Here is a 26237-nt window from a genome sequence, read left to right on the forward strand (position 1 = left end):
GGGACCCCCCGCCGGCGGCCCGGACGCCCCTGGCGCGCGGGGCCCAGGCGGTTGGCGAGCGCCCGATAGGCCTCGGCGTGGGTGCGCCCGGGGTGGCCGCCGGCGGCCTCGTAGATGGCCGACTTCTCCGCGGCCGTGAGCAGCCCCGGCTCCGCCCCGGCGGCGGTGAGCCGGTGCTCGAGGTACTCGCCGGTCTGCTCCTCGGTCAGGGGGTAGAGGTTGGTCGTGTGGACGCGCTCCTCGGGCAGGCTCGCGGGCTGCTCCGGCCCCCACGGCGCCGGGCGCTCGGGGTCCACCGCGAGGACCAGGGCGAAGCCCTCCTCGAGCTCGTCGAGCTCCCGCCACAGGCCGAGGAGCTCGTCCACGACGGCGGGGGCGAGCCGGTCCGCGTCGTCGATGAGCAGCGCCGGGCGCATCCCGCCGCGGCGCGCCCCGCGGACGTGGTTGGCGGCGTGGTCGCGGTTCTCCGGGGCCGCGCCCGGATCGCCACCCTCGGCGGCGGCCGCCAGCGTGCTCCAGAGCGCCGCCGTGCCGAGCCCCGGGCCGCCGGTGAGCCGCGCGACCTGCAGCCCCGGCGGCTGGCGCTCGGCGAGCCGGCGCAGGAAGGTGCTCTTGCCCAGCCCGGCGCCGCCGCGCACGAGCACGATGCGCTCGCCGCTCTGGAGCAGGCTCAGGGTGACGTTGAGCTGGGTGGCGCGGGTGAGGTCCTCGTAGGTCGAGGGCGGCGGGTCGCTGAAGGGCTGCTGGGTCAGGCCGAGCCGGTAGAGCGCCTCGGGGGGGAACTGGAGGTTGTCGTCGGAGGAGTGCCGGGCCATCCCAAGTCCGCTGCGGCGGCCTGCTGCGAGAGAGGGTTAGTGTAACAGAAGCATCGCGGAGGGGCGGTGCCGCTTAGCCGCCGGTGCGGCGGTAGAGCGTCCGCCGGCTGATCCCCAGGATGCGGGCGGCCTGGCGCTTATTGCCACCGACTTGCTGGAGGACGTAGTCGACGTAGCGCTGCTGTAGCTCCTCGAGTGTCGGCAGGCCGTCGCCGAGCAGCGCCGCCCCCTCACCGGCCCCGGCCGGCACGGGCGCTTGCGCGGGGGCGGGGGCGCTGCGCTGCATGCGCTCCGGCAGGTCGGCGCAGCGCAGCTCGTTGCCGCGGGCCAGGGTGACGGCGCGCTCGAGGGCGTTGCGTAGCTCACGGACGTTCCCCGGGAAGGAGTAGCCCCGCAGGCAGGCGAGGGCGTCCTCGCTCAGCTGCACGGTCCCTCGCTGGAGCTGGCTGGCGAGCTGGGCCATAAAGCGGCTGGTGAGCAGCTCCAGGTCCTCGCCCCGCTCACGCAGGGGCGGGACGCGGAGGCGGAAGGTCTCCAGCCGGTAGTAGAGGTCCTCGCGGAAGGTGCCCATCGCGACCGCCTCCTCCAGGTCGCGGTTGGTGGCCGCCACCACCCGTACGTCCACGGTGCGCTCGCGGTCCTCGCCCACCGGGCGGAAGCGCCCCTCCTGGAGGGCGCGCAGGAGGTTGGCCTGGAGCGTCGTGGGCATCTCGCCGATCTCGTCGAGGAAGAGCGTCCCGCCGTCGGCCTCGGTGAACAGCCCCCGGCGGCTGTTGGCGGCCCCGGTGAAGGCGCCGGCCCGGTGGCCGAAGAGCTCGCTCTCCATGAGCTCGGCGGGGATCGAGGCGCAGTTCACGGCGACGAACGGCCCCTCCGCCCGGGGGCTCTCGGCGTGCACGGCCTGCGCCGCCAGCTCCTTGCCGGAGCCGCTCTCCCCCTCGATGAGCACCGCCCCGCCGGCCTTCGCCATCAGTCGGATCTGCTCGTAGAGCTCGCGCATGGCGGGGCTCTGGCCGATGAAGCCGTGGAAGTCGAGGGGCGGCTCGCGGTGGCGGAGGCCCTCGATCTCCCGGCGCAGGCGCAGGTGCTCCAGGGTGCGCGCCACCCGGAGGCGCAGGTGCTCGAGGTCTAGGGGCTTGGTGAGGAAGTCGTCCGCCCCGAGCTTGAGGGCCTCCACCGCCTGGGGGATCGTGCCGAAGGCGGTGATCAGCAGGAAAGCCGGGGGATCGGGCAGGGCCGTCACCCGCTTGAGCAGCTCCATGCCGCTCATCCCCGGCAGGCGCAGGTCGCACAGCACCAGGTCGGCCTGCCCCTGCGCTACGGCGGGCTCCGCCTCCTCGCCCCGGAGCAGCGTGGTGACCGCGTAGCCGGCCTCGGTCAGCTCGTCGCTCAGCAGCCCGGCGAGGTCGGCGTCGTCCTCGACCAGCAGGATCTGCTCCGCGTCGCTCACGCCGTGCTCCCTTCTTCCGCCCCAGTGCCTTCCGCTCGCGGCAGCTCGACGTGGAAGGCGGCGCCGCCGAGCTCGCTCGTGCCGATCTCGATGCGCCCGGCGTGCTCCTCCACCACCCCGTGCACCATGGCCAGCCCCAGGCCCGACCCTTGGCCGGGGGGCTTGGTCGTGAAGAACGGCTCGAAGACGTGGGGCGCCAGATCGGCGGGCACGCCAGCGCCGCTGTCCGCCACCGTGAGCCGCACCCTGCCGTTCGCGAGCGCTTCCCAGGCGATGCGGACCGTGCCGCCGGGCGCCGCCTGGATAGCGTTGTTCACCAGGTGGCTGAGCATCTGCTCGCCGCGGAAGGGATCGAGGTGCACGTAGAGGTTCGCCTCGGGGAGCTCGAGCTGGAGCTCCGTGCCGGCCGTCTCCAGGGCCTCTCGGGCGTTGCGCGCCACCGCCCGGCTCAGCCGGCCCACCAGGACCGGCCGGGGGCTCCCCTCCGGGTGGCTACCGAAGGCCAGGAGCTGCTCCACGATCTGGGTCATGCGCTGGGCCTGCTCCCGGATCCGCCAGAGCTCGCCGTGGGTCTCCGCCGAGAGTTCGCTACGGCGCAGCAGGCGCTGCGCGCTGCCGTCTACCACGCTCAGGGGGGTGCCTAGCTCGTGGGCCACCCCGGCGGAGAGCCGGCCGATGGAGGCCATCTTCTCCGCCTGGTGGAGCTCCTGCTGGAGGCGCTCCTGGCTGCGGCGCCGCTCCTGGATCTCCTCCCGGTCCTGCTGCATGCGCTCGAGCATAGCGTTGAAAGTGCGCGCGAGCTGCTCGACCTCGCGGGGGCCGGTGGGTTGGGTGCGGTGGTCCAGGTCGCCGCCGGCCACCTGCCGCATGCTCGCCGTCAGCCGGCTCAGCGGCGCGGCGATGGCCCGCTGGTAGCCGAGGAAGGTGATGGTGATCAGGACTAGGGTGAGCGCCCCCAGCCCGGCGGCCCCGTAGAGGCGGAGATCCTGGGTGTAGGCCTCGATCTCGCTCTTGCGCCGGGTGATCTGGAGCAGGCCGTTCATCTGCTGGGTGCTGTTGGTCAAAGGGATGAAGAAGGAGTAGACCTCGCGGCCCCCGAGGTAACCGTACTCGCCGCCTGCCTCGCCCTCGCGGTTGGCCTTCTCCAGCATGGCTGGCGAGGCTTGGCTATCCGGTTGCGTGGCACCGGCGGAGGCTAAGAGCTCGCCGTCCGCGTTGTAGAGGTAGGCGCCGTATACCCGGCCAAAGTTGAAGGCTGAGGCCAGCGCATTCTCCAGGGTGCCATGTCGATCCTGCTCCAGGGCGCGGCCCATGGGCTTCTCCAGCGTGCGCCCAATCAGCTCCAGCTCTTCCTGGAGGCGCTTCTCGTTGATCTCCTCGAGTACGCCGAGACTCAAGGAGCCGGCCGCGGCTACCAGCACGAGCAGAGGGAGGGCGACATAGAGCAGGAAGGCGAGGCGTAGATCCAAGGGCCGACCACGAAAGAAGTGCACATGTGCAAATGTGTCACACCCAGGGTTGGCCGTCAAAGGTCCTCAAATGCGTCAGAGAAAATAAAATAAAAACTTCATAATCAATAAGATAAAAAACAAAAGAGGGGTAGTGCGGAAGTTGGTACGCTGCTTGCTTCTCAAGGGGCGCTTCACTTGTGAACCGTGAGGAGACCGTAATGATGATGAGGAGCAAAGCAGCCAAGTTCGGCCTGAAGCTCGGTCTGGCAGTCGGGAGCCTCTCCCTGGCGCTCGGAACGGCGTCGGCTCAGGGGGCTGGCCAGGGCTCTGGCCAGCAGGGTGCCGGCCAGGCCGGGACACCACCGTCCCAGGCCAACCCCTCTCCCAGCGTGGACGCCAGCGATAAGGAGCTGTCTCAGTTCGCTGCAGCCGTAGCCGAGCTGCAGAGCATCCAGCAGAGCTACTCCCAGGAAATTGGCCAGGCGGGGAACCGGGAGAAGGCCCAGGAGATCCAGAAGGAGATGCAAAAGGAAATGCGCCAGGCCATTAAGGGCGAGGGACTCTCCGTGAAGCGCTACTCCAAGATCGGCCAGGCTGCCCAGAACGATCCCGAGCTCCGCGAGCGGATCAACAAGCAGGCCCAGCAGCAGTAATCGGCCCGCTGCGCTGCAGCGAGATGACTAGGTCGATCCGTGACAGGAGGTGTTAACGATATGCGTAGGACTGTAGTAGCGACCACCGCTTCCTCAGCCCTCTTCCTCTTTCTGGTAGGAGGCGGTCTCCACGCCGAGGAGAAGCCCGCCTTCAATAAGGTGGACAGCGACGGCGATGGCAGCGTCTCTGTCGAGGAGGCCGTTGATGCTGGTATCCCGGAGAGCGTGGCCAAGCGGGAGGATATCGATAACAACGGCAAGCTCTCCAGGAAGGACTGGGAGTACGTGACCCTGGAGAGGCGCTCCACCCCGGAACAGCCGGAAGGTGAGGGCGGCGGCCTCCAGGGCCAGCCCGATGACGGCCAAGGGCAGTCGGGCGGGTTCGGTAACTAGCACGGCACCTGGCCCGCTCTTGGGCCAGCCCACCGAAGGAGAAGCCGCATCCCCGAGAGGGAGGCGGCCTCTTGCTTGACATCGCCGGGGGTAATTCTTACCATTATGCTCGCTTTTTAGCGAACTGTCCCCATCGTCTAGGCGGCCTAGGACACCACCCTTTCAAGGTGGAGACACGGGTTCGAATCCCGTTGGGGACGCCACTCCCAGATGCTACCCCCCCCCCTTGAGCACCTCATGCTCACTGAAGGCCTGTGGTGCCGCCAATCCCAAAGGCTCAGGCGGAGGCCGCCGCCAACAGAGCCGCAAAGACGGCGATCACTCCGGCGAGCAGTGCGAGCGCCCGGTGTGCAGGGGCGATCCGAGGCTGGTACGAGACGCTGTCCTTGTAGCCCGTGATCATGGGCTTTACCAGGCGGTCGCCGCGGAAGAGCCGGTAGGCACCGATAGCGGCGACGTGCACAATCACCAGCGCTAGGACCAGATCGAACAGCTGGACGTGCAGGGAGGTGAGCGCATCAGCCGTGCTGCTGCTTACCCACGGATTCAGCGGCCCACTGAAGAGGATCTCGTCCGTCGCGAAGAGCCCGCTCGCAGCCTGGACGAAGGGCACGGCCAATAGGACCACCACCGCCCACCCCCCAATGGGGTTGTGGCCGATGCTGTGGCTGGCGCCGTGCCGCCAGTGCCGCAGGTAGTTGAGCACGCGCCGCGGACCGGTCAGGAACTGCGAGAAGCGGGCCGTCTCGCTGCCGAAGAGCCCCCATAGCAGCCGAAAGGCGAGGAGCACGATGACGGCGTAGCCGCTCCAGGCGTGGACCTGCTGCCACGCGATCCCCTGCTCGGCGCTATACCAGGCCAGCGCCATGGCTGCAGCCAAGCCCCAATGGAACAGGCGGACCCAGAGGTCCCAGACATAGACGGCGTTCGTGCCAGAGACTCCCATGCGTTCTCTCCTCTGGACTGCGGCGAGACTTATTGGCGGGGCTCGTTAGTCGGCATGCGGAGCGTAGCCGGAGATCGGCGACGCTCCGCAAAGCCGCATCTTGGCGAGCCGCCTAATCCTCGCGGTAGTCGTCGTGGCAGCTCTTGCAGGTATCGGCCACCTGGATGAACTGCTTCTTCAGCTGCGGCCACTCCGCGCCTCCCTGCGCTGCCGAGGCCAGCTCCTGGGCCTGCTCCTGGAAGCGCTCCGTGCCCTGGCGGTAATCAGCCCACTCCTCCCAAATGGCATCGAGGCTCTCGGTATTGCCCTGGTGGGGGCCACCGCGGAACCCCTCAAGGGCCATCTCGCTGACGTCCGCGACCCGCTGCGCATTCCGGGCGAAAAGCTCGGGATCGTAGTCGATCTTCCCCTTCACCATCGCCCCCATGGGCTTAAAGTTGACGCCGATAACCTTATACACCGCCTTGCGGTACTCGATCTTGTCCTCGTCGCTCATCCCGCCGGCGCCCCGATCGGCTGTTGCACCGCCCGCGGCCAGCACGGCCGCGCTCGAGAGCGCCAGCAGGGAGAAAAGCTTACCGCCGCGTTCACGCATCATCCGAAAGCTCCTTCGATGGGACAGAGGGCGACTCAGCGCCCTTGTCGTGAAAACGGGCGGATATGGTGGGCGAGCTGTGTGGAGGGAATTTGAAGAGAGCGTGAAGTCCGCTCTCAGAGGCCCTCTTCGAGCCGGTAGCCGACGCCGTAGACGGAGCGGATCAACTCCTGCTCGTCTCGTACTGCGCTGAGCTTGCGGCGTAGGTTCTTGATGTGAGCGTCTATTGTCCGGTCGGTGACGACACGGTGATCGCTATAGAGGCGATCCAGCAGCTGTCCCCGCGAGAAGACCTGGCCCGGATGCTCGGCGAGGGCAGCCAAGAGCCGCAGCTCAACGGGGGTCAGCGTGAGCTCGTGGCCGTCGAGCCAGGCGCGGTAGGCGAGTATATCGATCGCCAGTCCCGATCCCTCACCGCCGCTGCGCTGAAGGCGCCGGAGGATTGCCTTGACGCGGGCGACGACTTCCCGTGGGCTCAGGGGCTTGCAGATATAGTCGTCAGCGCCGAGCTCGAGGCCGAGTAGGCGGTCGATCTCCTCGACGCGGGCAGTGATCATGATGATCGGGACCTCGCTGAAGCGGCGGATCGCGCGGCATACGCTCATGCCGTCCTCGCCTGGGAGCATGAGGTCAAGCAGGATCAGGTCCGGCATCCGCGCCTGCAGGGCGGGTACCACGGCGCTGCCGTCGGTGAGGTGCTCGGTGGTGAAGCTCGCGGCCTGTAGATAGTCCGCGAGCAGCTCGGCGAGCCGCGTTTCATCCTCGACGATCAGGATATGAGCGCTCAAGATGGCTCCTTATTCCTCGCGCGCGCGCAGCGGCAGCTCGATCTCGACGCCCAAGCCACCGAGCGCGGCGCTGTAGGCACGGACGCTACCCCCGTGGGCCTCGGCGATCGTCCAGCATAGGGCCAACCCCAGGCCGGAGCCGCCGCTGTCCCGGCTGCGCGATCCCTCGACCCGGTAGAGGCGCTCGAAGATCGCCTCGTGCTCCGTGACCGCGATACCAGGGGCGGTATCCTCAATGGTGGCGCGAGCGGATGCCCCAATACGGGCGGCCGTTATCCGAGTCGAGCCGCCGGCGGTCGTGTAGCGCAAGCTGTTCTGCAGCAGGTTGTGCCACAAAGAGCCCAGCCGCCGGCGATCGCCCTCGACCCAGAGCTCGCTCTCCGCTGTCTCCAGCTCGAGCACTAGCTGGGCGGCCTCGAAACGGGAGCGCCACTGCTCGACGAGTTCGGCGAGCAGGGCGTTCAGCTCGATGGGCTCTTTGCGGTAGTCGAGGGCGCCGGCGTCGGCGAGGGCGAGTTCGTAAAGGTCGTCGATGAGCCGGCCGAGGCCTGTGACGTGCTCCTGGAGGCGCCCCAGGGCCTGCTGATCGAGCGGGCGTACCCCGTCCTCCAACGCCTCAATCTCGCCGCGCAGTACCGAGACCGGGGTGCGCAGCTCATGGGAAAGATCGGCCATGACCTCGCGGCGCAGCCGTTCGTTACGCTCCAGCGTCTCGGCGAGGCGGTTGAAGTCGCCGGCGAGCTGGCCGAGCTCATCGTAGCGGGCAAGGGAGATGCGGGTATTGAAATGCCCGGCGGTAAGCCGGCGCGAGGCCTCGGCGAGCCGGCTGACGGGGCCGAGGAAGCTGCGCGCCAGGCCGAGGCTGAGGAGAAAGGCGAGGACCACCGCCACGAGGGTGATCTGCGCCGCGGTCTCGAGCTGCTCGGCCTGGAAGCGCTGCACCAGCGGATCGGGGATCCGGAGGGGCGAGGGGTAGGCCAAGTAGCCGACGGTCTCCTCGTGGTACTTGATGGGGGTAAAGCTCGGCTGCTCCAGCTTGTCCAGCCCGGTGCCGGCGATCTTCTCCCGGTCGGTATCGAGCAGGACAAGGTGGCGGCTCGGTGAGCGTGGCCCCGGGTGGCGCGGTGGACCGCCCTCTGCCGCGGAGCTGGGCGCGTCGGCGTCCTCATTGCCGTGGTGGAGAGCGTAGCGCAGGAGCTGGTGCCAGTGCTCTGGTCGGCTCAGGGTCGACCAGTCACCGTTGGCGGCGTAGTGATCACCGAGCAGCTCCGCGAGTTCAGCGATATGCTCTTGCTGGCGCTCATGGACGTAGTCGAGGAAGCTGCATCGGAAGTTGAAGTGCAGCGCGACGACCATCAGGGCGAGCACGGCGAGCGTCCCCCCGAGCAGCGCGAGGAAGAGCTTGGCAGTGATCCCCGGACGGCGCATGGCGCAGCTCTCGTCGCTCGGCCTCGAGAGTCGGCATATTAACCGTACGCCCCGGGTGCGGGGATAGCCTCCCCGTACTGCGGGAGAAAAAAGAGCCCCCGGCAGGGCCAGGGGCAGTCGGGCCTAGCTTGAGTCGGACAAGCTCAAAACCGCCGCCAAGGGTCCTTGGCGCTGCGCCTGGCGAGACGCGGCCCTGCTTCTAGGGCGCCGGGCCGGCGCGCCATCCAGCCGCCGCCCCGAGCCGAGCGGCTCAGAAGGCGGCCTGGAACTGGGCCAGGAAGGTGGTCTCGGCGTCCCCGTCCTTGTCGAAGTTCAAGGCCGTGCGGTGGAACTGATCCGGCGCGTCCCCGCCGTAGTCCGAGGCCTCGGTGTCGCCGCGCGGCAGGACCAGGCTCAGCTGGATGCGGGCCTGGTGGCGGGCCTCCGGGGCCAGGAAGAAGTTGGCGTTGAACCAGGTCTCGCCGAGGTCGGCGTCGACGCTCCCGCCCTCGTAGCTCGAGTTGTAGTGCCGGATCACCGCCTCGAGCCCCGGGTTCAGCATGTAGCCGCCGTGCACGTACCAGACGTCGCGGTCGCGGCCGTCCACGTGCTGCACGTTGGCGCCCTGGATCCACTCGGCCTTGAGGGTCAGGCGCGAGGTGGGCTGGCCCCGGAGGCCGACGCCGTAGACCTGGTAGTCCTCGGCGTTGCCGGCTGTGCAGCTGGTGGTGCTGGTGCCGTAGTAGCCCTCGGCGTAGAGGGCCTGCCCCGCCTGGTAGCTGAGCCGGCCGGCGTAGCTGTTGTCCTCGCCAGGGGAGCCGGGCTCGTTGACCTCGCCGGGGGCGCCGGCGTCGGCGATGAAGCACTCGCCGGCGCCGGGATCCACGGCGCCGCTGCGGGTCGCCGGGTTGGCCACGGCCAGGGCGTAGCCGAGCCGGCTGCCGGCGCTGCCCGCCTGGCCGAAGAGGAACGCCCCGGCGGAGCGCTCGAGCACCAGGTCCTTCTCCATGGAGCGCTTGGGGATGTCCAGCTTCTTGCCGGAGGTGTTGAAGTCCATGCCCACCGGCATCTTGCGCATGCCGGCCTGGATGTCGAGGTTGTCGTTGACGCGGTAGCCGACCACGGCGTCCTTGATGATGTTCGGCAGCTGGTTGGTGTTGGAGGCGCTCTTCAGGAGGCCTTGGTCATTCTCCTCGGTCGAGATGCCGGAGGCGTTGAAGTCCACCTGCAGCTTGGAGTGGACGCCGTTGCCCCAGCGCGCGGTGTTGCCGATGCGGATCCGGTCGGCGGCGAACTTGACGCCGCCGCCGTCGCCCGTCTCATCCTCGTCGGTGGTCTCCGCCGCGATCTGGGCGAAGCCGAACCACGACACCTCGGGGCCCTCCTGGGCCGCCACTGGAGTCGCCGCTAGCCCCGTGATCGCCGCGGCGAGAAGCCGGTTGCGCATACCACCTCCTTTGCGCGTGGAATTCCTCGAAAGAGACGGCCTTGAAGCTAGCAGCTCACTAGTGGCGGGGGTATCTATCGAGGGAGGTATCTCGAAGGGGAGAGAAGCGCTTTTGCGCTTCTCCGGCAGCTCCTGCCTTTAATCCCTGGCGAGTGATGGGTTGTCGGATGCAGGGAGCGGCAGCGCAAAATTTGTACTTGATTGGTACACTTAAGGAGGTGCGGCCATGCCGGAAAGCGCGCAGACGACCTTGGCGCGGTGGGCACAAGCCTCCTACGAGGCGGGCTTTGAGACGCCGGTCGCCGAGGAGGTCGTGCCACCGGGGCTGAATGAGGAGACGGTCCGGCTGATCTCTCGCAAGCAGGGCGAGCCGCAATGGATGCTCGACTGGCGCCTTGCGGCGTACCGCCGCTGGACGGAGGCAGCTTGGCCGCGCTGGTCGAGCCTGACCCTGCCCGAGATCGACTTCCAGGCGATCTCCTACTACGCCGCTCCCGAGCAGGGAGCCGGCGAGGCGCTAGATCCGAGGCTCATTGAGACCTACGAGCGCCTCGGCATTCCCCTCCGCGAGCCTGCCCAGCAGGGGGGTAGCGGCAGCCCGCGGACTGCTGTCCACGCCATCTTCGACGCCGCCCCCGTCGCCACGACCGGCCAGGCGGAGCTGGCCCGTTACGGGATCGTCTTCTGCTCCCTCGCCGCGGCTGTGCAGCAATACCCCGAGCTCGTCCGCCGCCACCTCGGGAGCGTGGTCCCCCCTGCGGATAACCCCTTTGCAGCGCTCAATGCGGCGGTCTTCGCAGGAGGCACCTTCGTCTATATCCCCGAGGGTGTCGAGTGCCCGCTTCACCTGTCCGCCTATCTGCGCCTCAACGCCCGCTGCGCCGGGCAGTTCGAGCGGACCCTGATCATCGCCGAGCGGGGGAGTACCGTCTCCTTCCTGGAGGGCTGCACGGCGCCGCGGCGGGAGGAGTGCCAGCTGCACGCCTCGGTGGCAGAGCTAGTGGCCCGAGACGGGGCGCGGATCGACTACACCACCGTGCAGAACTGGTATCCCGGAGATGAGCACGGCCAAGGCGGGGTCTTTACTTTCGATACCAAGCGCGGTCTCTGCGCCGGCGACCGCTCACGGATCCGCTGGGTGCAGGCTGAGACGGGGGCGGCCCTCAACTGGAAGTATCCGGGCTGCGTGCTCCGAGGCGATGAGGCGGTCGGGGAGTTCTACTCCGTGACCCTCACGCGCGGCTATCAGCAGGCGGATACGGGGACCAAGATGATCCATCAGGGCCGGAACACCCGCAGTCACATCGTCGCCAAGGGCATCGCCGCCGACCGCGGCCAGCAGAGCTACCGGGGGCTGGTGAGCGTGCATCCGGAGGCCGAGCGTGCCCGCAACTACTCGCAGTGCGACTCGATGCTCATGGGCGCGGAGTGTGCGGCCCACACCTTCCCGTACATCGACACCCAGAGCACGACGGCCCAGGTTGAGCATGAGGCGACGATCTCCCGGATCAGCGATGCGCAGCTGTTCTACTGCAAGCAGCGGGGTATCGGCGAGGAGGACGCGGTCTCCATGATCGTCAGCGGCTTCTGCAAGGAGGTCCTCCAGCGGCTGCCGGCGCCGTTCGCCGCCGAGGCGCAGCGGCTGCTCAACCTCCCGCTGGATCAGAGCGTCGGCTGAGGCGAGTGTTTTGTCTCGAAGGGTATTTGCATTGTTATAACCTATCATTCTAGGCTTTAAAGGAGAGAGAGCAGCCGCCCAGCAGAGGAGGGACCAGGTATGGCCGAAGAGCTGCCCAGCCCCAGCCGGCGCCGTTTCCTCACCGGCGCGGCAACCGTGGTCGGCGGTGCAGGCCTGGTCTTCACCGCCGTGCCCTTTCTCGGCTTCCTCAAGCCCAACGTCGAGGCGCGGGCCGCCGGCGCCCCCATCGAGGTCGACGTCAGCAAGGTCGCCCCCGGCCAGAAGCTGAGCTTCGAGTGGAAGGGCAGCCCGATCTGGGTGATCGGCCGCGGCGAGAAGCACCTCGAGACGCTGGAGCAGCGGGTCGACCGGCTCCGCGACCCCGACTCCGAGAAGCCGCAGCAGCCGTCCTACGCCGCCAATCAGCACCGCTCGGTCTCCCCGGGCACCTTCGTGGTCATCCCGATCTGCACCCACCTGGGCTGCATCCCGATCTTCTATCCGGAGCGCGAGCCCAGGGAGTTCGATGACGAGTGGCTCGGCGGCTTCTTCTGCGCCTGCCACGGCGCCATGTACGACATGGCCGGCCGCGTCTACAAGGGCACCCCGGCGCCGCTGAACCTCGAGATCCCGCCGCACCGCTTCAAGGACGAGCATACCCTGGTCATCGGCGAGCACCCCGAGGACTATCAGGGCGGCTGATCGCCTCGCCCCACTCGGGGCACGCGGCTACTTGCCGCCCATCTCCCGGGCGTTGTTGACCCGGCCTCCCAGGCGGTGGTGCGGCGGGCGGAGGTGGCTAGTCTCGACCTCCCAGACCCACCCGCTGACGGTGACGTGCTCCGGGATCAGGGGGTGGTTGCGGATGTGGTCCACCTGGGCGGCGCAGATGTCGTCCACGGAGCGCCCGTCGAACATCCGCAGCCACTTGCCGAACGCCCCCTCCTCGAGCGCCAGCTCCGGGACCTCGGGGTCCAGCTGCACGGCCTCGGTCTCGATCCCCTGATCCCGGAAGGCCTGCATCAGGGTGTCGGTGTGGGCCGCCATCATGCCGCACTCCGTGTGGTTGACGATGACGATCTCCTCGGTGCCGAAGAAGTGGCACGAGAGCAGGGCGGAGCGGATGGCGTCGTCGGTGATGATCCCGCCCGCATTGCGGAAGACGTGGGCGTCGCCGTCGTCGCCGCGGATGCCGAGGGCCTCGTTGATGGGCAGCCGCTCGTCCATGCAGGCGCACACCCAGAGCCGCCGGTTATTGGGGATCCCCGACTGGCGGCGCAGCACCCAGTTGCTCCGCTCGCGGAAGTCTTGGTCGAGCTGATGCTTCAGGGTCATGGCCTTGCCCTCGGGTGGAGAGGCCGCCTTGCCTGCAGGATTATTGGGGGAGGGCGGGTCCGTGCGCGTCCCTTCAGACCAATATAGGCGCTTGTGCGGCCTTGTGCTGCAGCTGAGCTCGCGAGGGGTGCCTGCCCCCGGGCGCGCTCAGTGCAGCAGCGCTAGCCACCCGGCGAGGGCGAGGAGCGTAACCAGCAGCACCGGCGGCGTAATCACGATGCCGATGGCGAAGTACTTGGCCCAGGTGACGTGCACGCCCTTGCGGGCGAGCACGTGCAGCCACAGCAGCGTGGCCAGGCTGCCGATGGGCGTGATCTTCGGCCCCAGGTCGGAGCCGATGACGTTGGCGTAGATCATCGCCTCCTTGACCAGCCCCGTGGCCGCCGACTCGTCGATGGACAGGGCCATGACCATGACGCCGGGCATGTTGTTCATCACCGAGGCGAGGAAGGCGGCGAGGAAGCCGGTGCCCACCGAGGCGGCCACGACCCCCTGCTCGGCGATGACGTCCAGGACGTCGGCGATCTCCGCCGTCAGGCCCTGGTTGCGCAGGCCGTAGACGACCAGGTACATGCCCACGGAGAAGATCACGATCTGCCACGGCGCGCTCTTGAGCACCTGCCGCGTACCGATGGCGTGGCCGCGCGCCGCGATCGCCAGGAGGATCGCGGCGCCGACGCCCACGATCAGGTAGATGGGAACACCCAGGGGCTCGATGAGCAGGAACGCGAGGAGCAGCAGCCCCAGCACGCCCCAGCCGGCCTTGAACACGGCCGGATCCTTGATGGCGTCCTGGGGGGCGCGCAGCCCCGCGGCGGAGTAGACCCGTGGGATCTGCTTGCGGAAAAACAGCATGAGCACGGCGAGGGAGGCCAGCACCGAGACGACGTACACCGGCACCATCACCGCGGCGTACTCGTTGAAGCCGATGCCGAAGAAGTCCGCCGAGACGATGTTGACCAGGTTGGAGATGACCAGCGGCAGCGAGGCCGTGTCGGCGATGAAGCCCGCGGCGATGACGAAGGCGAAGGCCGCCCCCGCCGAGAAGCCCAGCGCGAAGAGCATCTCCAGCACGATCGGCGTGAGCATCAGCGCGGCGCCATCGTTGGCGAAGACCACCGCCACCGCGGCGCCGAGCAGGACGATAAAGGCGTAGAGCCACAGGCCGTTGCCGCCGCCCCAGCGCGCCACGTGGAGCGCGGCCCACTCGAAGAGCCCGGCCTCGTCGAGCAGCAGCGAGATGATGATGATGAACACGAACGTCAGGGTCGCGTTCCAGACGATGCCCACCACCACGGGCACGTCGCCGAGCCCGACAACGCCGGTGGCCAGCGCCACCAGGGCGCCGATGGTGGCGCTCCAGCCGATGCCCAGCCCCTTGGGTTGCCAGATGACCAGGGCGATGGTGACAACGAAGATCGCGATCGCGGCTAGCAGCATGGGGTCCGTTCCCAGTTAGCGGGGGATGTTGACGGCGCAATATACGGCTAAACGTATATACGAGCAAGCGTATATTACCGCGGCACGGCAAGGCACACCCACGCGCCTTCTCAGAACAGCGGCCTCGATTGCGAATTATCAAACTCCGTGCGATGCTGATCGGTCAGGCAAAGGTGCCTACTCTCGCCTCCGACGACGTAAGGAGCCGCCGCCATGGCCCGGATCCCCCTCCAAGACCCCGAGCACGCCTCGGAGGCGGTCCAGCCCATCTTCCGCGAGATCGAGCGGGCCTTCGGCTTCGTGCCCAACATCTTCCGCGCCTACGCCAACCACCCCGCGCTGCTGCGCAGCAACTGGGAGAAGCTCAAGGCCGTCCTGATCGGGGGCGAGCTGCCCCGGGCCCTCAAGGAGGGCATCGCCCTGGCGGTCTCGGCGGATAACGGCTGCGCCTACTGCGTCGCCGCCCACGGCCAGGCCCTGCAGGGGCTGGGCGTCAGCGCCGAGCGCGTCGAGGCGCTCAAGGCCGGGGAGGCGGGGCACGGCTTCGGCGACGCCGAGGCGGCGCTGCTGGAGATGGCGCGCGTGGTGAACCGTGACCCCGGCGGCCTCGAGGAGGCGGCCCTGGCGCGCGTCCGCCAGGCCGGCTGGAGCGATGCGCAGATCGTGGAGGCCATCGGCGTCGTGGAGATCTTCGCCGGCTTCAACCGCTTCCTCGACGCCCTGGAGGTGGAGATCGATTTCTGAGGGGGCGCCCAACGGCCCGCTGGGCGTGGTGATCACCGGCGGCAGCCGCGGCCTCGGCTACGCCGTGGCCCGGGAGCTGCTGCGCGCCGGCGACCGGGTGGTCCTCTGCGCCCGCGACGCCGAGCGCCTCGGCGAGGCCGTGGAGGCCCTGCGCGCCGAGGCCGGCGAGCGGGTGGAGGGGCTCGCCTGCGACATCGCCCAGCCGGAGGCGGCCCGGCGGCTGGCCGAGCTCGCCGGGCAGCGGCTGGGCACCGTCGACCGCTGGATCAACAACGCCGGCACCGCCGGCCGCCTCAAGCGCCCGCTCGAGGCGCTGCCGGCCGAGGACGTCCACGCCACGTGCACCACCAATCTCGCCGGCGCCATGGCGCTCAGCGCCGAGGCGGTGCGGCTGATGCGCCGCCAGCCCGAGGCGCCGCACCCCCGCTACCACCTCTTCAACCTCGGCTTCTCGGCCTTCGGCGCCGCCCTCTCGCGCACCTCCATCCCCCACAAGGTGAGCAAGCTGGCGGTGGCGAGCCTCTCCGCCCACCTGCGCCGCGAGCTCCGGCGCACCCGGGTCCGCTCCATCGGCGTCCACGAGCTCCGCCCGGGGCTCGTGCGCACCGAGCTCCTCCTCGCCGACGCGGGGCCGGAGGCGCAGCGGGTGATCGACGCCCTCGCCGAGGAGCCGGAGGCCGTCGCCCGGCACCTGGCCCCGCAGATCCGGGCGGTCTCGGGCACCGGCCGGGTCCTGCAGCGGCGCTCCAAGCCCGCCACGCTGGCCCGGGCGCTACGCCGCGTGCCCCCCGCGGTGCTCCGGCGCTAGCCGGCGGCCCCGCCGAGCCGCGCGTAGCGGGAGAAGCGGGCGTTGAGCCACAGCGACAGGGCGATGACCGAGCCGCCGAGGGCGAGGCGCAGCAGGTCGGCCTCCTCGCCCCAGACGAGGAGGTTGACCAGCAGCCCCGCCGGGACGAGGGCGTTGTTCATGACCGCCAGGGTGCCGCCGTCGACACGGCAGGCGCCCTGGTTCCAGAGGAAGAGCCCGAGCCCCGAGGCCGCGGTTCCGAGCCACAGCAGCACACCCCAGTGGACCGCGGTGCTCGGCACCATCCGCGGGTCGCCGAAGAGGGCGTAGGCGAGCCCGGCGACGGGGAGGGCCCCCAGGAAGAAGAGGGCGAAGAGCCGGTGCGCCGGCACCGGCGCGCTGTAGCGCCGCAGCAGGTGCTTGTAGCCGACTTGCCCGGCGGCGAAGGCGGCGTTGGCCACCTGCAGGAGCAGGAAGCCGAGCCAGTACCCCTCGGTAACGCCGCCGTAGCGGATGATCCCGGCGCCGAGGACCGCCAGGGCGGCGGCGAGCAGGGCCACCGGGGCGAAGCGCCGGGCCAGGGCGTCGTCGATCAGGGTCACGTACAGCGGCGTGGTGACGGTGAACAGCAGCACCTCCGGCACCGTCAGGTAGGCGAAGGCGCGGTAGAGGCACAGGTACGTCACCCCGAACTGCAGCGCGCCGACGAGCAGCAGGCCCGCGGCGAGCGGCCCCGGCACGCCGCGCAGGCGCAGCAGCGGCAGGAAGATCAGCCCGCCGAGCACGACGCGGCTGAGCACCGCCAGGTGGCTGTCCACCTGCCCGGCGAGGTACTCGCCGATGAGGCTGAAGGAGAAGGCCCAGAGGATCGTGACGCCGACCAGATACCCCATTGCGCCTGCACTCCAGTCGGTCTCTCCCGGTCTGTCGGCGGGGCCGGACGGCGGGGGTACGCGGGCCCCCGCCGTCCGGCCCCGGCGCGCCTCATCAGCTCGAGGCCCGCCGGCTACGGCCGCTCAGCCAGTCCGAGAGCCGCCGGATCAGCACGTAGAACAGCGGGATGAAGAAGATCGCCAGGAAGGTCGCCGAGACCATCCCGCCGAGCACGGCGGTGCCGATGGCGACCTGGCTGCCCGCCCCGGCGCCGGAGCTGAACGCCAGCGGCACCACGCCCATGCTGAACGCCAGGGAGGTCATCAGGATCGGCCGCAGCCGGATGCGCACCGCCTCGAGGGTGGCCTCGATGAGGCTGCGCCCCTGCTGCTCCAGGTCGCGGGCGAACTCCACGATGAGGATGGCGTTCTTGGCGGTCAGCCCCAGGGTGGTCAGGATCCCGACCTGGAAGAAGATGTTGTTGGGCAGCTCGCGCAGCAGCGCGGCGGCCACGGCGCCGAGCACGCCGAGCGGCACGGCGAGGATCACCGCGAAGGGGATCGTCCAGCTCTCGTAGAGCGCCGCCAGGGCGAGGAAGACCACGATCAGCGACAGGGCGTAGAGCAGGGGGGCCTGGGAGCCCGACTGCTGCTCCTGGTAGGAGATCCCGCCCCAGGCGTGGTCGATGCCCTCGGGCAGCTGCTCGATGATGCGCTCGACCTCCGCCATGGCCTCGCCGGTGCTGTAGCCGGGCGCCGGCTCGCCGCGGATGTTCCGGGCGGGGACGCCGTTGAAGCGCTCCAGCCGCGGCGAGCCGAAGGTCCACTCGCCCTCGGTGAGCTCGTTGAGCGGGACCATCTCGCCCTGCTCGTTGCGCACGTACCAGTCGCGGAAGTCCTGGGGCAGCATGCGGTGCGGGGCCTGCCCCTGCATGTAGACGCGCTTGAGCCGCCCCTCGTGGAGGAAGTCGTTGATATAGCCCGAGCCCCAGGCCACCGAGAGGAGCTGGTTGACCGCCGGCAGCGGGACCTCGAGGGCCCGGGCCTTGGCCTCGTCGATCTCCAGGTCGTAGCGCGGGTTGTCGGCGAGGCCGTTGGGGCGCACCCGGGCCAGGACGGGGCTCTGGGCGGCCATCTGGAGGAACTGCCCCTGGGCCTTCATGAGCCCCTCGTGGCCGAGGCCGCCGCGGTCCTGGAGGTAGAGGTCGAAGCCGGTGGCGTTGCCGAGCGCCGGGATCGGCGGCAGGTTGAAGGCGACGACGCGGCCGTCGCGGATCATGCCGGCGAGATCGCGGTTCGCCTTGCCGATCAGCGCCTGGGCGCTCTGGGCCCGGCCCTGGCGCTCATCCCACGGCTTGAGGTTGACGAAGGCGATGCCGACGTTCTGGGCCCGGCCGGTGAAGCTGAAGCCGGCCACGGCGAAGACGCCGTCGACCGCCTCCTTGCTGAGGAAGTACTCCTCGACCTTGTCGATGGTGTCGAGGGTGCGCTGCTGGGTCGCCCCGGGCGGCAGCTGGAACTGCGTGACCAGCACGCCCTGGTCCTCCTCGGGGAGGAAGGCCTGGGGCAGGCGGCCGAAGAGCGCCGCGAGCACCCCGACGAGGGCCACGAAGGCGATGGTGTAGGGGAGCCAGCGGCGGGTGATATGGCCCACGGCGGCGACGTAGCCGCGGGTGGCCGCCTCGAGGAGGCGGTTGAACCAGCCGAATAGCAGCCGCCGGACCCGGCCCTCACCCTGCTGGGCGCGGAGCATCTTGGCGCACAGGGTGGGGCTGAGGATCAGGGCGACGAGCACCGACAGGGCCATGGCCGTGACGATGGTGATGGAGAACTGCCGGTAGATCGCCCCCGTGGAGCCGGGGAAGAAGGCCATGGGCACGAACACGGCGGAGAGGACCACGCCGATGCCCACCAGCGCGCCGGTGATCTGGCGCATGGAGCGCCGGGTGGCCTCGAAGGGGCCGACGCCCTCCTCCTCCATGATGCGCTCGACGTTCTCCACCACGACGATGGCGTCGTCCACCAGCAGGCCGATGGCGAGCACCATGCCGAACATGGTGAGCATGTTGATGGAGAAGCCCGTGGCGGCCATCACCGCGAAGGTGCCGAGCAGCACCACCGGGATGGCGAGGGTGGGGATGAGGGTCGCCCGCCAGCTCTGCAGGAAGAGCACCATGACGAGGACCACGAGGATGATGGCCTCGACCAGGGTGTGGCCCACCTGGTCGATGGAGGCCTCGACGAAGGGCGCCGTCGAGTAGGGGTAGCGGACCTCCACGCCCTCGGGGAAGTACGGCTCGAGCTCCGCGAGCCGCTCCTTGACCCGCTCCGCCGTGGCCAGGGAGTTGGCGCCGGGGGCGAGGTTGATGCCGAGCCCGGCGGCGGGGCGTTGGTTGTAGAAGGTCTGGATGGCCGAGGTCTCGCCGCCGAGCTCGACGCGGGCGACGTCCTCGAGGCGGACCTGGCCGCCCTCGGCGTCGGTCTTGAGGAGGATGTCGCGGAACGCCTCGGGGTCCTCGAGCAGCCCGCGGGCCGAGACGGTGGCGTTGAGCTGCTGGCCCTCGACGGCGGGCAGGCCGCCGAGCTCGCCGGCGGTGACCACCGTGTTCTGCGCCTCGAGGGCGCTGCGGATGTCGCCGACGGTCAGCTGGTGCTCGGTCAGGGCGCTCGGGTCGAGCCAGATGCGCATGGCGTACTGCGAGCCGAAGACCTGGGTGTTGCCCACGCCCTTGACCCGGCCGATGGGCTCCTCGACCTCCGAGGCGATGAAGTCGGCGAGGTCCTGCTTATCGAGCCGGCCGTCGGCGGAGATGAACGAGGTCACCATGAGGAAGCTGGTGTTCGCCTTGGTGACCTCCACGCCCTGGCGCTGGACGGCGGTCGGCAGCAGCGGCTCGGCCTGCTTGAGCTTGTTCTGCACCTGGACCTGCGCCATGTCCGGGTCGGTGCCGGCCTCGAAGGTCAGGGTGATCTCGGCGCGCCCCGAGGAGCTGGCCGTCGAGGACATGTAGATCAGCCCCTCGACGCCGGTCATCTGCTGCTCGATGACCTGCACGACGGTGTTGGAGACGGTATCCGCCGAGGCGCCGGGGTAGGTGGCCTCCACCGAGACCGCCGGCGGGGCCACCGTGGGGTAGCGCTGGATGGGCAGGGTCTGCAGCGCCAGGACGCCGGTGATCATCACGGCGATCGCCAGGACCCAGGCGAAGACCGGCCGCTTGAGGAAGAAGTTAACCATGGTCGGCGCCTTCCGGCTGGTTCGGGATGTCGGCGGAGACCGGCCGGACCTCCTGGCCCGGGCGGACCTTCTGCAGGCCGGAGACGATGACCCGGTCGCCCTCGGCGAGCCCCTCCTCGACGACCCAGTAGCTGCCCTCGGCCCGGTCGACGCTCAGGACGCGCTGCTCCACCTTGCCCGCGTCGTTGACCACCAGCGCCGTCGCCTGGCCCTGGCGGTTGCGGGAGACGCCCTGCTGCGGCACCAGCAGGGCGTCTCGCTCCACGCCCTCGGTCAGCCGGGCGCGGACGAACATCCCCGGCATCAGCTCGTGGTCCGGGTTGGGGAAGACCGCCCGCAGCGTCAGCGAGCCCGTGCCGCGCTCGACGGTGACCCCCGAGAACTCGAGCCGCCCGGCGTGCGCGTAGGCCTCGCCGCCGCCGAGCAGCAGCTCCACCCGGGCCGCGCCGTCGCCGGCGCGCTCCAGCTCGCCGCGGGCGAGGGCCCGCTTGAGCCGCCGCGCCTGCTCGGCGGAGCGCTGGAGGTCGACATAGATGGGGTCGAGCTGGGTGACCCGGGCGAGGGCGGCCTCCTGGTGGGCGCTGACCAGGGCGCCCTCGGTGACGAGGGTCTGGCTGATGCGGCCGGAGATGGGCGCCTCCACGGTGGTGTAGCCGAGCTCGATGCGGGCCGCGCTCAGGGCGGCGCGGGCGGCCTGGACCTGGGCCCGGTTCTGCTCGAGCCGGTCGCGGGCGGCGTCGAGCTCCTGCTCGCTGGCGCCGTTGGTCTCGAGCAGCTCCCGGATGCGCTCGACGTCTTTGCGCGCGGTGTCGACGGTGGCCTCGGCCTCGGCGAGGCGCGCCTCGGCCTCTTCGACGGCGGCGCGGTACGGCTCGGGGTCGATGCGGTAGAGCGCCTCGCCCGCCTCGACCTGGGCGCCGGCCTCGAAGAGGCGCTCCTCGAGGGTGCCGCCGACCTGGGGGCGGATCGCCGCGACGCGGTAGGCGGCGGTCCGGCCGGGCAGCTCGGCGGTGCGCTCGAGGTCCTGGGTCTGCAGGGCCACCACGCCGACCTGCGGGGGCGGTCGCTGGGCCGCTCCCTGCTGGCCCTCGCCGCCGCCGCACCCCGCGGCGGTGAGGGCGGCGATGGTGAGGGCGACGCTCGCAAACCGGGGCAGCTGAACGTTGCGCATGGCGTTCCTTCCGTCAGGGGTATGGGGCCTCGAGAGGGCGGGGCCGAGGCGGATAGGGTTATGAATTATACATCCATGTATGTATAATTCAACCGTCGAGCACCGACCGAGCGAGAGGGCGATGGCCAAGAAGACCCCGGAAGAGGCGCGGGCGACCTACGAGCTGATCCTCGACGCCGCCGAGCAGGTGTTCTGCGACAAGGGGGTCTCCCAGGCCTCGCTGTGCGATATCGCCAGCGCCGCCGGCGTGACCCGCGGGGCCATCTACGGGCACTTCAAGAACAAGATCGACGTCTTCAACCGCATGCACGAGCGCGTGCACCTGCCCATCGAGCGCCTCGCCGAGGAGGCGGCGAGCCCCCAGGAGCCCGACCCCCTCGGCCGGCTGCGGGCGCTGCTGGTCAAGGTGCTCCAGGAGACGGCCAGCGACCCGCGCCAGCGCCGGGTCCTGGAGATCCTCTACCACAAGTGCGAGATGACCCCCGAGCTCGGCCCCCTGATCGAGCGCCAGAAGGGGCTGCGGGCGCAGGCCCTCGAGCACCTCGAGCGCTTCTGCGACAACGCCGTCGCCCGCTCCCAGCTGCCCGCGGCCATCGACTGCCGCCGCGCGGCTGTCGGGCTGCACGCCTATATGACCGGGCTCATCGCCAACTGGCTGCTCGCCCCCGAGAGCTTCGCGCTCGGCGCCGAGGCCGAGGCGCTCGTCGACATCTACCTCGCCTCCCTCGCGGGGGGCCGGCCGGCTTAGGGGGCCGGCGCCTGAGCCGGCTGCGCCTCCGGCGCCGGCTCGTCTCCCGCCGCCTCGGCGATGCAGTCGCGGCCGCAGCGCTTGGCCCGGTAGACCGCCGCGTCCGCCCTGTGCATCAGGCCGTCCAGGCTGTGCACATCCGCGCTGTCGGCCACGCCGACGCTGATCGTGGCGCCCGCGGCGCCCCCCTCGAGGCCGTCGCCCCGGGCGATCCGCGCCCGGATCCGCTCCGCCGCCGCCCGGGCGGCGGGGAGGTCCGTTTCCGGCAGGAGGATGCAGAACTCCTCGCCGCCGACGCGGGCGGCCACGTCCTCGGCGCGCATGCTGCCCGAGAGCTGCTCGGCCAGGGCCTGCAGGACGGCGTCGCCCGCCGCGTGGCCGTGGGTGTCGTTGATCGTCTTGAAGTGGTCGACGTCGATCATCAGCGCCGATAGGCACTTGCCGTTGCGCCGGGCGTGGGCCAGCGCCTTCTCGCCGGCCTCGAGGAAGAAGCGCCGGTTGTAGAGCCCGGTGAGCGGGTCCTGGTAGGTGAGCCGCAGGATCTCCGCCTCCTTCTCGCGGCGCTTGCGGTCGTTGCGCTCCCACTGGCGCATGCAGCGGTACCAGGCGAAGGCGAGGAAGGCGAGCAGCACGGCGACGGCGATCATCGAGGCGCGCATGAGCGTCTGCTCGTGCTCGGCGCGGTGCCGGACGTCCCGGCGCAGCAGCCGGGAGAGGGCCTGGGCGTCCTCGGCGAGGCTGCGGCTGCCCTTGGTGTAGGTCCAGCCCTTCAGCAGCCGGCGGGCCCCCTGCAGCTCCCCGCGGCTGATGCGCCCCAGGGCCCGGCGCTCGATCTCGCCGAGGGTGGCCAGGGCCTCGCGCATCCGCTCGGTCATGGCCCGGGCCTGCTCGGTGCTGCCCAGCGCCTGGGCCCGCTCGAGCAGCCGCCGGGCGGCCTGCTGGTGGCTGCGGTGCCGGTCTTCCCAGCGCAGGTTGCCGGTCGCCGCGGCGAGGCGGACGGCCATCCCGCTGGCGGTCGTGTGGTAGAGGAGCTCGCCGGCGATGTTCTCGAGGGGGAGCTGCTCGGCCTCGAACTCCTCGATGGCGCGGTGGGCGTGGAAGAGCCCCCACAGCAGCAGGCTGACCAGGACCAGGGTGGTGATGACGGAGACGCCGAGCCACGTGTTGCGGTCCTCGGCGGCGGTGGGGGAGAGGGTGTCGCTCCCGGGGGGCAAGGCGTATCAGGCGCCGCCCGGGAGGGCCGCTAGGGGAGCCACTGCCCGACGGTCTCCGGGTGGCGCTCGATCCAGCGCCGCGCTGCCTCCTCGGGGGTCGTGCCGTCCTGCTGCATCAATAGCATCACCTCCTCCATGTCCGATGCCTTCCACGAGAAACGCTCGAGGAAGGCGTAGACCTGGGGCCGGTCCGCCTTCAGCCCCTGGCGGACCACGGTGCTGATGCGCTCCGTGCCGCCGAAGACGTTGCGGGGGTCGTCGAGGTACTTGAGATCCCACCGGGCGAACTTCCAGTGCGGGGTCCAGCCGGTGACCACGATCCACCGCCGCTCGCGGATGGCCTTGCCGAGCACCGTGGACATCGTCGAGTCGCTGCCGGAGATCAGCCGGAACTGCTCGAGGCCGTAGGCCTCGAGGGCCTGCTCGGCCTTGCCCATGATCCCCGCGTCCGGCTCGATGCCGATGATCTGGCGGTCGAGGCGCTCGGCGTGCCCGGGCAGCTCGGTGATGGAGTCGATAGGGACGTACGCCGGCACGACGAGGCCGATGCGGGTACCCTCGAGGTGGGGGCCGAGGATCTCCACTTGATCGCCGTACTCCCGGCGCTGATCGGCCTGGAGCGAGGGGAGCCAGGCGGCGACGGTGGCGTCCATGTCGCCGGCGGCGATCGACTCCCACAGGGCGGTGAGGGTGACGGCGACGGTCTCGGCCTCCTGGCCGAGGCGCTCCTCGATGACCGCCTCGACGACGTGGGTGCTCGCGATCTCGGAGTCCCACTCGACGTAGACGATCTCGACGGGGTCGGCCTCCTGCCCCCCGCTGCCGGCGCCCCGGCGCTCGCCGCCGTCCTCCTCCGGGGCGCAGCCGAGCGGCCCCAGGGCCGCGAGGGCGAGCCCGCCGGCAAGGGCGAAGGGAGCCAGGCGCGGTGTCGGCGAAGGGAGGCGGCCTCTAGCCATGCGGTCCCCCTCGAGTCACGATAAGGCCTCACCAAGCTAGGGCTTTCCCCGCCGGATGGCAACCGCCGAGGGCTTGATCCGGCGCGCTGCTCGGTTAGGCTTGGGCCTCGACCCGCTCGGCGGGGATCGCAGCGAGCGAGAGGAAACCCGGAGATGTGGCAAGGGCTCGATAGGCTGCAGGACGCCTCGATCTTCTTCTCTTTTGACCGCACGGGCTTCGAGCGCCACGCGGAGCGGCGTCCGGCGTTCCAGGAGCCCCTGCGCGACGCCGCCTCGCAGCCGCTGGTGGGCCTGGTCACCGGCGGCAGCCGGGGGATCGGGCAGGCGGCCGTCGAGCGCCTGCGCGGCCTCGGCCACCGGGTGCTGGCCTGCGGCCGCAGCCCGGGCAGCGGCGGCGACCCCGACTACCGGCCCCTCGACACCTCGGACTGGGCGGCGGTCGCCCGGGCGGCCGACGAGCTCCCGGCGCTGGACTTCCTCGCCCTCAACGCCGGGGGCATGCCCGAGCGCTTCGAGGCGAACGCGCAGGGCGTCGAGATGCAGATGGCCTCGCAGCTCTTCGGCCACTTCCTGCTGGCGCGCAACCTGGTCAGCCTCGGCAAGCTCAAGCCCGGCGGCCGGATCGTCTGGATGAGCTCCGGCGGGATGTACCTCAAGCGCCTCCACCTGGACCACATCTTCGAGAACGAGCACTATAGCAAGGTCGAGACCTACGCCAACGTCAAGCGGGCGCAGGTCGTCGTCAACCGCGAGATGGCCGAGGTCCCGGAGTTCCAGGGCATCGACTGCCTGGCCATGCACCCGGGCTGGGTGGACACGGCCGGCATCCAGGCGGCGATCCCCGGCTTCTGGCGGCTGACGAGCGGCCGGCTGCGCACCCCCGAGCAGGGGGCCGACACCCTCGTCTGGCTCGTCACCCGGCCGCCCGCCGCGGAGCTCGGCGGCGGCGCCCCGGCGCTGCGCAGCGGCGCCCTCTACTTCGACCGCCGCGAGGCCCGCGCCCACCTCTTCCCCTGGACCCGGGAGCGGCTGACCGACCGGCTGCGGCTCCTCGAGCTCCTCGAGGAGCAGCTCGCCCCGTACTACCGCTGAACGACGCCCCTATGGAGCTACTCAAGGAGTACCTGGACTACGCCGTCATCGGGCTGCTCGGCGCCATGCTCTTCCTCGCCGTGGCCCTCAGCGTCGAGCGCTGGCTCTACTACCGGCAGGTGGCGGTGGAGCAGTTCGACCACCTCGAGACCTTCCGCGCGGCGCTGACGCGCAACCTCACGGCCATCGCCAGCGTCGGCGCCAACGCCCCCTACGTGGGGCTGCTCGGCACGGTGCTCGGGATCATGATCACCTTCTACGACCTCGGCCAGGGCGGCGCCATCGAGACGGCGGCGGTGATGACCGGGCTGGCCCTGGCGCTGAAGGCCACGGCCCTGGGGCTGGCCGTCGCCATCCCCAGCATCCTGCTCTACAACGGCCTGATGCGCCGCGTGGAGGTGCTGGTCGCCGAGTGGCGCCGGGTCCACGGGGCATGAGGCGCTTCGACCAGATCAACGTCATCCCCTTTATCGACATCATGCTGGTGCTGCTGGCGATCGTCCTGACCACGGCGACCTTCATCGCCGAGGGGCGGCTGGAGATCGACCTGCCCGAGGCGAGCAGCACCGCCGAGCCGCCGGCGGATCCGCCGGTGGAGGTGGCGATCGGCGCCGACCGGCAGCTCTTCTACGGCGGCGAGCCGGTGGCGCTCGCCGAGCTCAAGGGGCGCCTCGACGGCCTGGCGCCGGAGACCGCGGTCACCCTGCGGGTGGACCGGGCGGTCCCCTTCGGCCGCTTCGTCACCGTCGTCGACGCCCTGAAGGCGCGCGGGCTCACCCGCCTGGCCATCGTGACCCGCGAAGGGGAGGGGGGCTGAGTGGACCCGCGGCGCTGCCGGCGCTGCGAGGGCATCGGCCTCGCCGTCGCCACGCTCCTGACCGCCGGGGCGGCGGCCGCCGGCTGGCTGCTGGGCGCGGCGGCGCCGCCGGAGCCGACCCAGGGGCGGCGGGTGCCGGTCTCGGCGGCGATGCTCAAGGCCCCGGAGCGGGTCCACTCAGCCCCCCTCCCCTTCGCGGG

26 protein-coding genes and 1 tRNA gene are annotated in these 26237 nt (G+C 70.4%); 12 read left to right on the plus strand and 15 right to left on the minus strand.

Translation table 11 applies throughout. The features are described from left to right. From CKO13_RS02455 to CKO13_RS02465, 3 genes are all read right to left on the minus strand, one after another. A partial coding sequence (locus CKO13_RS02455) for an AAA family ATPase (protein ID WP_200256469.1) occupies nt 1–815 on the minus strand: 815 nt, incomplete at its 3' end. Between the two features lie 73 nt (nt 816–888). Then, the gene (locus CKO13_RS02460) at nt 889–2265 is read right to left on the minus strand and encodes a sigma 54-interacting transcriptional regulator (protein WP_200256471.1); all 1377 of its coding nucleotides are present in this window, start codon (nt 2263–2265) and stop codon (nt 889–891) included. Further along, nucleotides 2262–3662: a sensor histidine kinase gene (locus tag CKO13_RS02465; RefSeq protein ID WP_200256473.1), complete on the minus strand. Its 1401-nt coding sequence runs from the start codon at nt 3660–3662 to the stop codon at nt 2262–2264. Before CKO13_RS02465 ends, CKO13_RS02460 begins: the two co-directional genes overlap by 4 nt. A gap of 272 nt (nt 3663–3934) precedes the next feature. Between CKO13_RS02465 and CKO13_RS02470 the strand changes: the two genes are divergently transcribed. The 3 genes from CKO13_RS02470 (at nt 3935) to CKO13_RS02480 (ending at nt 4965) form a co-directional block, all read left to right on the plus strand. Continuing rightward, complete coding sequence (locus tag CKO13_RS02470; RefSeq protein WP_200256475.1) at nt 3935–4369, plus strand: DUF4168 domain-containing protein; 435 nt, start codon at nt 3935–3937, stop codon at nt 4367–4369. Between the two features lie 60 nt (nt 4370–4429). Continuing rightward, entirely contained in the window at nt 4430–4762 is a 333-nt protein-coding gene (locus CKO13_RS02475; protein ID WP_200256477.1) for an EF-hand domain-containing protein, read from the plus strand. A 126-nt stretch (nt 4763–4888) separates the two neighbouring features. Then, nucleotides 4889–4965 (plus strand) — tRNA-Glu (locus CKO13_RS02480). Between the two features lie 74 nt (nt 4966–5039). Here CKO13_RS02480 and CKO13_RS02485 read toward each other — a convergent pair. From CKO13_RS02485 to CKO13_RS02505, 5 genes are all read right to left on the minus strand, one after another. Beyond that, the gene (locus CKO13_RS02485) at nt 5040–5708 is read right to left on the minus strand and encodes a cytochrome b/b6 domain-containing protein (protein WP_200256479.1); all 669 of its coding nucleotides are present in this window, start codon (nt 5706–5708) and stop codon (nt 5040–5042) included. Between the two features lie 112 nt (nt 5709–5820). After that, nucleotides 5821–6306 carry a c-type cytochrome gene (locus tag CKO13_RS02490; protein ID WP_200256481.1) on the minus strand — a complete coding sequence of 162 codons (486 nt, stop codon included), beginning with the start codon at nt 6304–6306 and terminating at the stop codon, nt 5821–5823. A gap of 113 nt (nt 6307–6419) precedes the next feature. Then, complete coding sequence (locus CKO13_RS02495; RefSeq protein WP_200256483.1) at nt 6420–7091, minus strand: response regulator; 672 nt, start codon at nt 7089–7091, stop codon at nt 6420–6422. A 9-nt stretch (nt 7092–7100) separates the two neighbouring features. Further along, nucleotides 7101–8519, minus strand: coding sequence for an ATP-binding protein (locus CKO13_RS02500; protein ID WP_200256485.1), 1419 nt, complete (start codon nt 8517–8519; stop codon nt 7101–7103). Between the two features lie 250 nt (nt 8520–8769). Beyond that, entirely contained in the window at nt 8770–9945 is a 1176-nt protein-coding gene (locus tag CKO13_RS02505; protein WP_200256487.1) for a porin, read from the minus strand. Nucleotides 9946–10171: 226 nt separating this feature from the next. Here CKO13_RS02505 and sufB point away from each other — a divergent pair, with 226 nt between their 5' ends. Together sufB and petA are read left to right on the plus strand one after the other, a co-directional pair. Next, complete coding sequence (gene sufB, locus CKO13_RS02510) at nt 10172–11623, plus strand: Fe-S cluster assembly protein SufB (RefSeq protein WP_200256489.1); 1452 nt, start codon at nt 10172–10174, stop codon at nt 11621–11623. 99 nt (nt 11624–11722) lie between these two features. Then, complete coding sequence (gene petA / locus CKO13_RS02515) at nt 11723–12325, plus strand: ubiquinol-cytochrome c reductase iron-sulfur subunit (protein ID WP_200256491.1); 603 nt, start codon at nt 11723–11725, stop codon at nt 12323–12325. Nucleotides 12326–12352: 27 nt separating this feature from the next. Here petA and CKO13_RS02520 read toward each other — a convergent pair whose 3' ends face one another. Both CKO13_RS02520 and CKO13_RS02525 read right to left on the minus strand, forming a co-directional pair. After that, complete coding sequence (locus CKO13_RS02520) at nt 12353–12958, minus strand: beta-class carbonic anhydrase (RefSeq protein ID WP_200256492.1); 606 nt, start codon at nt 12956–12958, stop codon at nt 12353–12355. Nucleotides 12959–13105: 147 nt separating this feature from the next. After that, nucleotides 13106–14398 (minus strand): arsenic transporter, encoded by a 1293-nt coding sequence (locus CKO13_RS02525; RefSeq protein ID WP_200256494.1) that lies wholly within the window; start codon nt 14396–14398, stop codon nt 13106–13108. Nucleotides 14399–14611: 213 nt separating this feature from the next. On the opposite strand from CKO13_RS02525, the gene CKO13_RS02530 reads away from it, so the two are divergent. Together CKO13_RS02530 and CKO13_RS02535 are read left to right on the plus strand one after the other, a co-directional pair. Next, the gene (locus CKO13_RS02530; RefSeq protein ID WP_200256496.1) at nt 14612–15142 is read left to right on the plus strand and encodes a carboxymuconolactone decarboxylase family protein; all 531 of its coding nucleotides are present in this window, start codon (nt 14612–14614) and stop codon (nt 15140–15142) included. Between the two features lie 25 nt (nt 15143–15167). After that, nucleotides 15168–15950, plus strand: a complete 783-nt coding sequence (locus CKO13_RS02535) for an SDR family NAD(P)-dependent oxidoreductase (RefSeq protein WP_338034563.1) — start codon at nt 15168–15170, stop codon at nt 15948–15950. On the opposite strand, the gene CKO13_RS02540 is transcribed toward CKO13_RS02535, so the two are convergent. The 3 genes from CKO13_RS02540 to CKO13_RS02550 form a co-directional block, all read right to left on the minus strand. Further along, the gene (locus CKO13_RS02540; protein WP_200256500.1) at nt 15947–16822 is read right to left on the minus strand and encodes an EamA family transporter; all 876 of its coding nucleotides are present in this window, start codon (nt 16820–16822) and stop codon (nt 15947–15949) included. The genes CKO13_RS02535 and CKO13_RS02540 overlap by 4 nt on opposite strands. A 94-nt stretch (nt 16823–16916) precedes the next feature. Beyond that, complete coding sequence (locus CKO13_RS02545) at nt 16917–20039, minus strand: efflux RND transporter permease subunit (protein WP_200256502.1); 3123 nt, start codon at nt 20037–20039, stop codon at nt 16917–16919. After that, nucleotides 20032–21210 (minus strand): efflux RND transporter periplasmic adaptor subunit, encoded by a 1179-nt coding sequence (locus CKO13_RS02550; protein ID WP_200256504.1) that lies wholly within the window; start codon nt 21208–21210, stop codon nt 20032–20034. Before CKO13_RS02550 ends, CKO13_RS02545 begins: the two co-directional genes overlap by 8 nt. 121 nt (nt 21211–21331) lie before the next feature. On the opposite strand from CKO13_RS02550, the gene CKO13_RS02555 reads away from it, so the two are divergent. Further along, the gene (locus CKO13_RS02555; RefSeq protein WP_200256506.1) at nt 21332–21958 is read left to right on the plus strand and encodes a TetR family transcriptional regulator; all 627 of its coding nucleotides are present in this window, start codon (nt 21332–21334) and stop codon (nt 21956–21958) included. Here CKO13_RS02555 and CKO13_RS02560 read toward each other — a convergent pair. After that, nucleotides 21955–23172 (minus strand): GGDEF domain-containing protein, encoded by a 1218-nt coding sequence (locus tag CKO13_RS02560; protein ID WP_200256508.1) that lies wholly within the window; start codon nt 23170–23172, stop codon nt 21955–21957. The two genes, CKO13_RS02555 and CKO13_RS02560, sit on opposite strands and share 4 nt — an antisense overlap. Nucleotides 23173–23201: 29 nt before the next feature. Then, nucleotides 23202–24128: a glycine betaine ABC transporter substrate-binding protein gene (locus CKO13_RS02565; protein ID WP_200256510.1), complete on the minus strand. Its 927-nt coding sequence runs from the start codon at nt 24126–24128 to the stop codon at nt 23202–23204. 153 nt (nt 24129–24281) lie between these two features. Between CKO13_RS02565 and CKO13_RS02570 the strand changes: the two genes are divergently transcribed. The 4 genes from CKO13_RS02570 to CKO13_RS02585 all read left to right on the plus strand — a co-directional run. Beyond that, entirely contained in the window at nt 24282–25220 is a 939-nt protein-coding gene (locus tag CKO13_RS02570) for an SDR family NAD(P)-dependent oxidoreductase (RefSeq protein WP_200256512.1), read from the plus strand. Nucleotides 25221–25231: 11 nt separating this feature from the next. Continuing rightward, on the plus strand, nt 25232–25657 hold the full coding sequence (gene exbB, locus CKO13_RS02575) for a TonB-system energizer ExbB (RefSeq protein ID WP_200256514.1): 426 nt from the start codon (nt 25232–25234) through the stop codon (nt 25655–25657). Further along, nucleotides 25654–26037, plus strand: coding sequence for an ExbD/TolR family protein (locus tag CKO13_RS02580; RefSeq protein ID WP_200256517.1), 384 nt, complete (start codon nt 25654–25656; stop codon nt 26035–26037). The genes exbB and CKO13_RS02580 overlap by 4 nt, the downstream gene beginning before the upstream one ends. Continuing rightward, nucleotides 26038–26237 (plus strand): hypothetical protein (locus CKO13_RS02585; protein WP_200256519.1); only part of this gene is annotated, 200 nt, incomplete at its 3' end.

This window comes from Halorhodospira neutriphila (assembly GCF_016584055.1).
Lineage (GTDB): Bacteria > Pseudomonadota > Gammaproteobacteria > Nitrococcales > Halorhodospiraceae > Halorhodospira > Halorhodospira neutriphila.

Coding starts and splice junctions, on each gene's coding strand:
- CKO13_RS02475 (WP_200256477.1), top strand. CDS start 4,430: ATGCGTAGGACTGTAGTAGCGACCACCGCTTCCTCAGCCCTCTTCCTC.
- CKO13_RS02580 (WP_200256517.1), top strand. CDS start 25,654: ATGAGGCGCTTCGACCAGATCAACGTCATCCCCTTTATCGACATCATG.
- CKO13_RS02570 (WP_200256512.1), top strand. CDS start 24,282: ATGTGGCAAGGGCTCGATAGGCTGCAGGACGCCTCGATCTTCTTCTCT.
- sufB (WP_200256489.1), top strand. CDS start 10,172: ATGCCGGAAAGCGCGCAGACGACCTTGGCGCGGTGGGCACAAGCCTCC.
- CKO13_RS02545 (WP_200256502.1), bottom strand. CDS start 20,039: ATGGTTAACTTCTTCCTCAAGCGGCCGGTCTTCGCCTGGGTCCTGGCG.
- CKO13_RS02565 (WP_200256510.1), bottom strand. CDS start 24,128: ATGGCTAGAGGCCGCCTCCCTTCGCCGACACCGCGCCTGGCTCCCTTC.
- CKO13_RS02525 (WP_200256494.1), bottom strand. CDS start 14,398: ATGCTGCTAGCCGCGATCGCGATCTTCGTTGTCACCATCGCCCTGGTC.
- CKO13_RS02470 (WP_200256475.1), top strand. CDS start 3,935: ATGATGATGAGGAGCAAAGCAGCCAAGTTCGGCCTGAAGCTCGGTCTG.
- CKO13_RS02520 (WP_200256492.1), bottom strand. CDS start 12,958: ATGACCCTGAAGCATCAGCTCGACCAAGACTTCCGCGAGCGGAGCAAC.
- CKO13_RS02505 (WP_200256487.1), bottom strand. CDS start 9,945: ATGCGCAACCGGCTTCTCGCCGCGGCGATCACGGGGCTAGCGGCGACT.
- CKO13_RS02490 (WP_200256481.1), bottom strand. CDS start 6,306: ATGATGCGTGAACGCGGCGGTAAGCTTTTCTCCCTGCTGGCGCTCTCG.
- CKO13_RS02550 (WP_200256504.1), bottom strand. CDS start 21,210: ATGCGCAACGTTCAGCTGCCCCGGTTTGCGAGCGTCGCCCTCACCATC.
- petA (WP_200256491.1), top strand. CDS start 11,723: ATGGCCGAAGAGCTGCCCAGCCCCAGCCGGCGCCGTTTCCTCACCGGC.
- CKO13_RS02485 (WP_200256479.1), bottom strand. CDS start 5,708: ATGGGAGTCTCTGGCACGAACGCCGTCTATGTCTGGGACCTCTGGGTC.
- CKO13_RS02530 (WP_200256496.1), top strand. CDS start 14,612: ATGGCCCGGATCCCCCTCCAAGACCCCGAGCACGCCTCGGAGGCGGTC.
- exbB (WP_200256514.1), top strand. CDS start 25,232: ATGGAGCTACTCAAGGAGTACCTGGACTACGCCGTCATCGGGCTGCTC.
- CKO13_RS02555 (WP_200256506.1), top strand. CDS start 21,332: ATGGCCAAGAAGACCCCGGAAGAGGCGCGGGCGACCTACGAGCTGATC.
- CKO13_RS02540 (WP_200256500.1), bottom strand. CDS start 16,822: ATGGGGTATCTGGTCGGCGTCACGATCCTCTGGGCCTTCTCCTTCAGC.
- CKO13_RS02500 (WP_200256485.1), bottom strand. CDS start 8,519: ATGCGCCGTCCGGGGATCACTGCCAAGCTCTTCCTCGCGCTGCTCGGG.